A 7,214-nucleotide genomic window follows, 5' to 3' on the forward strand; every position below is an offset into this window, starting at 1 on the left:
CTTAACCACAACTGCACACTTTTCGCCTCGTGCGAGCGCATCAGCTCGCGCGAGCGATGCACTATTTTAAATTTTGGCTCGTATGTTAGTTGTAATGCTCCCATTGATAAAGCCAAAAATACATTTTATTTTTCATTTGAGTGTTTCAATTGAAAAAAAATATGCGTTTGTTTTTGATTGGATTTGAAGTAATTAAAATCGCTTTTGAGCGTGATTTTAGCTTAAATAAGCCTCGTTTTATGGCTGGCTTATACTTTGCTTGTTTTTATATCAAAGTGCTTTTGTTTGGATTATTTCTGTAAAACATCGTTTTTATATCCATAACAAAAAGTGGGCTCTAGTGGGCTTATGGTGGGCTTATCCTCGGGACATCCTCGGGACATCGTCGGCTGAAGTATAAATTATTTTGTTCTTCAGATGAAAAAAAAATCAACTTTATTTTATCGATAATCCAAAGCAAAAAAGCCGGAACATTAAATTTATAACTAAACTCGGCTGATTGTCTTTACTTGTGCGCTCGATTTTTTTGGAAGATTGCCATTAATCAAACGTTTTTTTTTAATCGGGTTTTCCTTGGCAATCTTCCAAAAAAATGAGCATAGCCTTGTGGCGATTGAACACATAATCTACTTCCCTTTAGTAATGATTTGTGCAAAAAAACGAGCAAAGAAAGACGGCAACCACTGTAGCTGGCTTTTTTGTGAAGCTTTTTTTGTGCAAAGTCATTACTAAATAATTAAATCTTTCGTAGTGCGTCGGCAGTAGCGTTGGCAGTGGGTGGGAGCGTTGGAGAGCGGCTATTTTACATAATGAGCTTATAGTTTCAAGGCGAAGCAAACCCAACGGGCTTGAACTATAATGGCTTATTATGTAACATAGCTTTGGGAGTGGTTGAGCGTTGGGTTTCGGCTCTTGTTTTTTGAGCGTGGGAAGTAAGCGGATAAAAAAAGGTTTTTTTGTGTGCGATGGGCTTGGGAAAACAAAAAACCTTTTTTTATTGGCTTACTGTGGGGAAAAACAAGTGCCGATGCGGTGGCAGAACCACTGGTGCGGTGGGGAGCGTCGGACTGGGTGGGTGAAAATACTTCTGCGAAGCAAACCGCTTTTTTTTATTTGGGTTTTATTTAATTGGGTGATATTGGTTTACTGCTTGTTGTAACGCTTCTAATTCTGTTTGTTTGTATTCTTCTGTTGATGAACTTCTACGATGTCCTATAAATACTTGAACAATTCGCAGATCATTATTTGATTTTAGTAAATTGGCTATTACGGATTGTCTTATTTTTAATGGTTGTATGTGTTCTTCTTTTGGCTTTTTATCGTTTATTAATCTGCTTATTCCGTGTGGGTTTAGTGCTGTTCCATACTTGGAAGTTATAAAGTATTCTGTTTGTTTTTTGGTATGTTCTAAAAGTGTTTTTCTTGCTTCTAAATAGTTGTAAAATAATAAGATTTGATTGGCTTGTAGTGGTAGTGTTCTTGCGTTGGTTTTGCCTCCTTTTTCAATGAAGATTTCGCCTTTTTCTAAATTTACTTCAGCTACTTTTAAACTCGTTATTTCCTTTACTAATAAGGCTTGATGTATGAGTAAACTTATAATTACTTCATCTCTTAATTGTATGGATTGGTTTTTAGTTTTATAATTTGTGAGTAATGTTTCTAATTGATTTTTAGTATAGAGTTTTTCGACTGCAATGGCTCTGTTTATTTGGTCTTTTAAGTATAATTTTTGACAAGGATGGTCTTTTCTTTGCTCGGTTTCTTGTAAATATCGGTAATAGATTTTTATAGCAAATAGATTATTTCGGAGTGTTTTTGGACTTACGTTTTGTTTTCGTAAATAGTTGATATAGTCTAATATATCTTTTAATTTGGCTGTTTTTGCTTTACCATTTTGATAATTTGTGTATCGTTTTATGGTGCTTTTTAGTCCTGTTGTTCTGTAATTTTCTTTTATATAATCGTCAAGAGCTATCATTTTTCAAGTTAATTAGTTGTTCACGCATTTTTTATTGTTTTTTTTCAAAAGTGTTCACGAATGCTTCGCATTTGGTTCATTGATATATGAGTGTAAGTTTCTGTGGTTTCTAACTGGTTATGTCCTAAAAAATCTCTAACCTTTTCTAGTTCCATTCCGTTTTGTAGTAAGTGTGTTGCTATTGAGTGCCGAAGACTGTGTATTGATAGTTTGTTAATTCTATCTTGTTTTATTTTTATTCTTTTTAGTAGTTGTTTTAGGATTTTATTATACGTCCATTCCTGCATTTTCCGACCTTTTGAGTTGAGTATAAAAGTGTTTTGTTTTCCTTCTATACTTTGTAAATACTCTTGTAAATCTTGTGTTATTTTTTCGGTTAATGGGATTATTCTACGTTTGTTAAACTTGCCTTTGGGAACAATTAAAATATTTTCTTTGGTGTAAATATCTTGTTTGGTTACTGCTACTAATTCCGCTACTCGAAGCCCACAACCATACGCTAAATGGATGATGATTGTTTCTAATGGATTGGCTACTTTGTAGAGTTTTTCTATTTCGTCCTGGCTTAAAAATTCTCGTTTAAAATCGCTTTGGTAATTCCTAGGATAACTGATATTTATTTGTAGTGGTTCTTTTAATTTTCCTGTATCGTAGAGCATTTCAAAATATAATTCTATCGCTCTGATGTGATGTATAACGGTGTTGATGCTGATTGTTTTTTCTTTGTATTTTTTGTTTGGTCGTTGTTTTAAGTAGTAATAATATTGGTTAATGTGTTCTTCGTTTATTTGTTCAAAAGATAGTTTTATAAAGTCTAAAAATTCTTTTACTTGTCCTGTTCTATTGTGTGAAGTTTCTTCGTTATATCCTTTGATTATTAAATAGTTTAGATAGTTTTTTAAAGTTTCATTTGTCATACTTTTTAGCTTTATGATACTTTTATGGTTGTACTTTCTTGGAACTTGGAACAATAGCACAGTTTGCAGTGTTCAGTTATTAGTATTCAGTTAGTTACGCTGATTTTAATTGTTTCATTATTGTTCCGTATTGTTTCATACTTTTGTTTTTAGGTTCTCAATTTGTAATAGTAGTTTGTCTTTTATTCGTATTCTCATTCGTTGATAATCGTCCCAATATTCTATTTTATAGGTTATTTTTCTAAGGTTTCCCATATGTTTACTGCTGATGTATTCCAACTCTAATAAATGATTTATGTATCTTGAGCATTGTGCTTTGCTGATGTTTAGTATTTGTCTGATTTCTCTTTGTGTAAATTCTTTTTCTTGGGTTTTTAGATGCTTTTTTACTCGTTCAAAAAACTGTCTTAAACTGCCATCTAATTCATCAACTTTGAGTATTATGCTTTCAAAAAGTACTTCTGTTGCTTGTTCTAAATCTTCTATTTGTGTGATTAGTCTGCCGTCGTTTGTGGTTTTTCTTTGGTATTGATTGATGATGGTTATTTGCTTAATAATGCTTTGGAACATTTCGTTTAATCGTCTTATTTTGTGTACTTCTTCGGGTAGTTCTAATTGGGTTGCATATTGATTGACTACGTCATATTCTTTTAAAGCTCTTGTAATTTGTTGTAATTGATGTTTGGCTTTTTCTTGTTGTTTTGGATCTATTTCTCCAGCGTATTTTTTATTTTGGTATTGGATTATTCTTTTGCTTTGTTCTTGGCTTTCATCGACTGCTATTAAAAAACTTCTACTCATATTATCCTCGTAGGTTTCGCCTTTGGTGGTGGCTGATAAACTGCTAAAAATGCCTTTTACTTCTTTGTTGGTAGATTTGATATTTCCTTTTTTATCTTTTACACTGGTGGAGCTGCTTACTCTTTGATTTGAGATTAATTCTCGTAATGGATAAAGGGCTTCTTCTTTTAATCCGTCTAAATCTTCGATAACAATAACTTTGTGGACCAGGTCGAACTCGCCCCAATTATACAAACTACTCTCTGTAATTCTTGTAAATCTAAAAACATCTTCAATAGGCATTAAGTCTGCTATTTTACTGATAAGGTGTGTTTTCCCGCTTCCGCTACTTCCTTGCACTATGGCGTGTAAAGGGTGTTTGGTTTTGTAGCTTGATGCAATGATATATAATAATAATCGGCTGTTTTCTTCTCCAATGATACCGCTTTGCTCTATTAATTTATTAAGCTCATTTAGTAAGTCTTTTTGTTTTAGAAAATCTATATTTGTTGGTGGTTGTGTGTTGGTTGCTGTTGGTTTTTTAGGTTGTTCCGTTGTTTTGTCCTCAATTGAAAAAGAAGTAGTTATTTCAGTTCTTTCACTAATTAAGTGTAGTAAAATTTCTTCAGTATGTCCTTGAACTAAACTATTTATATCTTCATTCTCTGGAGTGTTTACTTTGGTTATTTTTATACTTGGGTGGATTTCTCTAATTACTTCGTTGTATTTGTTTATGGCTTCGTTTCCAGCAGTATCACCATCAAAAAAGAAGATGAGTTCTTCTAGTTGCTTTAATTCTTTTATGGCTTGTAAATGCTCTTCCGTTAGTCCGTTGGTCCCGTATAAACTTAATACGCTGTAATTTTTAGTAATTTCTTCAACTTGTAATAACGTTGCTGTATCTATTATGGCTTCTGTTAAAATAAGTTTTTTAGTTTCTTGTTTTGGATAGTTTGGATAAAGTCCTTGTCTATTTTTCAGATAAAAGTGTTTGCTTTCTTTCTCGTTTAATGTGCTTCTAAAGTATAAACTCACTACTTTATTTTCTCTATTTTTTAAAGCAAAAACAATACACCATTTACCAAAAACACCGTAAGCTTTCTCACCTGTGCGACTTAAAATGTTTTTATCAATTAGTAATCCATATTCTAAACACTGATTTATTAAAGTTTCGTCTTTTCTTGCTCCGTGATGGAACTGTCCACCGTTGTAACCGACTTCTATTTTTTTAAAGTCTAAACCTCGAGATTGTAAATAGTCTTTGGCTGGTTTGCTACTGCTTACACCATTTTTAAAATACTGGTACATATTACCCAAAAATTGCTCTCTACTTAAATCTTGCTGATACCTTTCGTTTTTGTTAGGTTCTTTATATCCTAAAATTTCTACCGCTTTGTTAATGGCTTCGTGTTTGGTGCAGTTTTCTTTATGCAATATAAAATCAATCACATCGATACTTTTACCGTGTGTTTTGCAGTTGGAACTAAAGCAATATGCCGTTTGTGTTTTGTAATACACTTGAAAACTTGGGGTTTTGTCCTGATGGAACGGACAATTTAAACGACTTTGTTTGTCGGTTTTTAATCCGTAGTAATGCAGTACGTTTGACATTGAGAGCTGCTCTTTTATTTGAGTGATTTCCATTGTTTACAAGGTTAAAATTATTTTATGCCTTAAAAAGTATTTTGCAAATATAATTAAATTACTTTAAAAGGTAATTTTATTTAATATCAAAATTCAATTATTTACATCAATAAGTATATTTTGTATATTTGTTGCGTTAAAAAGCATTAATATGGATATAGGTAAAAACATAAAAGCAATAAGAGAGAAAAAAGGAATGTCGCAGAAAGAGCTCGTTAATGCTGTTGGACTTGGTGCGCCTATGTATAGCCGTATTGAGACAGGAAAAGTAGAACCATCACTTACTACGCTTGAAAAAATTGCTAAAGCATTAAATGTTAAACTAACAGACTTATTTGAAGCTGATACAACTTTAGACGATGTAAACTCTTATGATGCTTCGTTAATAGAAAAAATTAAACTAGTTGAAGAACTAAACGAAGAAGAAAAAAAGATGGTGTTTTCTTTTGTTGATGCGCTAGTTGGCAAGAAAAAATTAAAAGATGCGCTCTCTGGAGTGTTGAACGATGTAAAATAATAAAGCCCCGATTTCGGGGCTTTATTATTTTTAATTCATTAATTCTGTGCTGGTGGAGCTTTCGGCATATCTGAAGGATAAATAATTTTCTCTCTTCGTGGAATAGAAAAATAACCATCGTTATTATATGCTTTAGGTCTAATTTTGTTATATTTTTCAGCACTTAAAACTATATAACTTACATTAATTGTTTTAAAATCTTCTTTTAATTTATATGTAGCCTCGTTAGAAAAAAATAATTTTAAACTATCATTTTTAAAGCTGTAAAAGAAAGGTTCTAATCCTTTAACTACATCAATTGTGTCTGTCCTTTCCTTAACTCTTTCTTTATTTGTTGATATTACTGTAATTTGATTATCATCTGTAACACCCCAATTTAAAGAGTTTATATATATTTTTTCTCCTTTACTCGAAACTAATTCTATTGAATTAAAAGTATCCTTTGTAGTTGATGAACAGCTAAATAAAGTCAATAAGATTAATATGTTTTTTAGTATGCACATTGTCTTTATAATTTTTTATTACCTGCGTTAATACCCTCTTGTATTCTTCTTCCAGAATAATTTTCTTCTCCATAATATGGAGCAGGTCCAAATGATGCACCATATGTTAGTATTCTAAAAATATTAAATTTAGATAATTTACCAACTTGATAAGCACCTGCTAACTTCATATAGGTTGTTCCACTTATACGCTGTCCTTGAATAGTCCCTGTAACTCCATTCATTCCAGCTAAATAATTACCTGCTGAACGTGCTGTTGCAAATTTACCATTTAGTAATCTTCCTGTCATTGGGCCATCTTCTGCCCATCCTAAAGCATTGGTTTTTATATCTAAAATCCCATTACTTTTAGACTCTTGCATTGTTATTGTTAAATCTTGATTATTAGCGTGGTCATTACCCCAATCAATCAATGGTTTCCAATCTGCCCAATCATCTTTAGTATAATGTATTTTTCCTTCTGCTCTGTCGGTATTAGGCACAATAAATTCATCCCAATATGCAGTTTCCCCCATTTTTTCTCCACCTGCTGAAGTTGACTTTTCGTGTCGCTTATCAATTTGATATTTTGTAGGAGTTCCACCGTCAGCATTTTTACCGTGTTTATAGACGCCATTATCACCATCATTATAAACAGCTATTACATTACCTTGTTCATCAGTATGAGTTGAAGGTGGTTCTGCACTCATCCCAGTTGGGTCTGTGTAATATAGAGGATTGTTGTTACAAAACGCATACGGAGACCAGTTTGGAGTTTGTTCCGCCAGTGGGTCAACATGTCTCCAACGGACAATATCAGGCATATAGCCACGAGCTCCATAATCATATTCATTCAAACCGAGTTCATCCTGATATTCTTTGGAGTTATATCGATA

Annotated in this window: 6 protein-coding genes; 1 reads left to right on the top strand and 5 read right to left on the bottom strand. The window is 32.6% G+C overall.

Annotation, left to right across the window (positions count from 1 at the left end; translation table 11 throughout):
* Positions 1-1,120 precede the first annotated feature (1,120 nt).
* The 3 genes from Q361_RS12825 to Q361_RS12835 all read right to left on the bottom strand — a co-directional run bounded on the left by Q361_RS12825 (position 1,121) and on the right by Q361_RS12835 (position 5,319).
* Positions 1,121-1,978 carry a tyrosine-type recombinase/integrase gene (locus Q361_RS12825; protein ID WP_103727134.1) on the bottom strand — a complete coding sequence of 286 codons (858 nt, stop codon included), beginning with the start codon at positions 1,976-1,978 and terminating at the stop codon, positions 1,121-1,123.
* Positions 1,979-2,022: 44 nt separating this feature from the next.
* Positions 2,023-2,895 carry a tyrosine-type recombinase/integrase gene (locus Q361_RS12830; RefSeq protein WP_103727135.1) on the bottom strand — a complete coding sequence of 291 codons (873 nt, stop codon included), beginning with the start codon at positions 2,893-2,895 and terminating at the stop codon, positions 2,023-2,025.
* Positions 2,896-3,030: 135 nt separating this feature from the next.
* Positions 3,031-5,319: a CHC2 zinc finger domain-containing protein gene (locus Q361_RS12835; protein ID WP_103727136.1), complete on the bottom strand. Its 2,289-nt coding sequence runs from the start codon at positions 5,317-5,319 to the stop codon at positions 3,031-3,033.
* A 151-nt stretch (positions 5,320-5,470) separates the two neighbouring features.
* Between Q361_RS12835 and Q361_RS12840 the strand changes: the two genes are divergently transcribed.
* The gene (locus Q361_RS12840) at positions 5,471-5,836 is read left to right on the top strand and encodes a helix-turn-helix domain-containing protein (RefSeq protein ID WP_103727137.1); all 366 of its coding nucleotides are present in this window, start codon (positions 5,471-5,473) and stop codon (positions 5,834-5,836) included.
* A gap of 38 nt (positions 5,837-5,874) precedes the next feature.
* On the opposite strand, the gene Q361_RS12845 is transcribed toward Q361_RS12840, so the two are convergent.
* Positions 5,875-6,309: a hypothetical protein gene (locus Q361_RS12845; RefSeq protein ID WP_103727138.1), complete on the bottom strand. Its 435-nt coding sequence runs from the start codon at positions 6,307-6,309 to the stop codon at positions 5,875-5,877.
* A gap of 35 nt (positions 6,310-6,344) precedes the next feature.
* On the bottom strand, positions 6,345-7,214 hold an 870-nt coding region (locus Q361_RS12850; RefSeq protein ID WP_211290387.1), incomplete at its 5' end, for an RHS repeat-associated core domain-containing protein.

The organism is Flavobacterium croceum DSM 17960 (genome assembly GCF_002917885.1).
Lineage (GTDB): Bacteria > Bacteroidota > Bacteroidia > Flavobacteriales > Flavobacteriaceae > Flavobacterium > Flavobacterium croceum.